The organism is Caballeronia terrestris (assembly GCF_001544515.1).
Classification (GTDB): Bacteria; Pseudomonadota; Gammaproteobacteria; order Burkholderiales; family Burkholderiaceae; genus Caballeronia; species Caballeronia terrestris.
In genome coordinates this window covers 1-891 of sequence record NZ_FCOL02000523.1, presented here as the reverse complement: position 1 = coordinate 891, position 891 = coordinate 1, and the positions used below count along the sequence as shown (strand labels likewise).

Below are 891 nucleotides of genomic sequence, written 5' to 3'. Positions count from 1 at the left end.
TTCGAGGACTTCGTGAAATGGCCGCACGCCGTAGTAGGTCTGCACCGTGAAATCGGTGCCCTGATCCTTCTGCATTTCCCACCATGCCATGAACTGCGCTCGCACGTCCTCGCCCCATCTTGCGATGTCCTCGCCGCTCCAGTCATCGGGCGGAAGTTCATCGAACGATTCGAAGCGCAACGCAATGCCTTGCGCCGCCTCCATCCCCATCTCGGCGACGCGGAACATGTGAAACGCAAGTCCCGCCGGCGTCCGGTTGCGGTTGCGAAAAGGCGTCCTGAGTTGCTCGCGTGTGAACTGACGCACGTAGCGGGCGTTGGCGCCCATCAGCAAGTCGAGCTTCGCGACGAGTTCTGCGGGCGGAAGCGGGTCCATCACGCGGGTTTTCAGATCGAGGAATTTGATGACGTCGTTGATCGACTGGCAAAACGTATAGCGCTTCCCGATCGATACCACCGGGACGCTGCGCGCGCCAAGTTCCACCAGTTGAGCGCGTGCGGCCGGATCGTTATGAACGTCCAGCGACTCAAACTCGATACCCTGGTCCGTCAGAAACTCTTTCGTGCGCAGGCACGACGAACATCCCGGTTGCCAGAATACCTTGATGCGCGCGGCCGTCAGTGCCTCGGTCATTGTCTTTCTCCAGGATGAGCGTGTCGGTCAGGAAGCCTTGATCAGGCGTTGATGCCAGTTCAACAGCGCGAGATTCACGGCGGTCGCGAAGATGAACAGGAGACTTGCGAGCGCCATGATGGTCTGCGAGTCGTTGCGGCCCATCGCGATCATCAGCATGTGTCCGATACCGCTTTGCGACGCGAACATCTCGCCGATCAGCGTGCCGAGCAGGGTCAGCGAAAAGCCGATGCGCAAGCCCGCCAGGACCTCTGGCAC

General features: G+C 60.3%; 2 protein-coding genes. Both read right to left on the bottom strand.

The features are described from left to right. A partial coding sequence (locus AWB67_RS38705) for a glutaredoxin family protein (protein ID WP_087660930.1) occupies positions 1-633 on the bottom strand: 633 nt, incomplete at its 3' end. 27 nt (positions 634-660) lie between these two features. Continuing rightward, a partial coding sequence (locus tag AWB67_RS38700; RefSeq protein ID WP_125477905.1) for an ABC transporter permease subunit occupies positions 661-891 on the bottom strand: 231 nt, incomplete at its 5' end.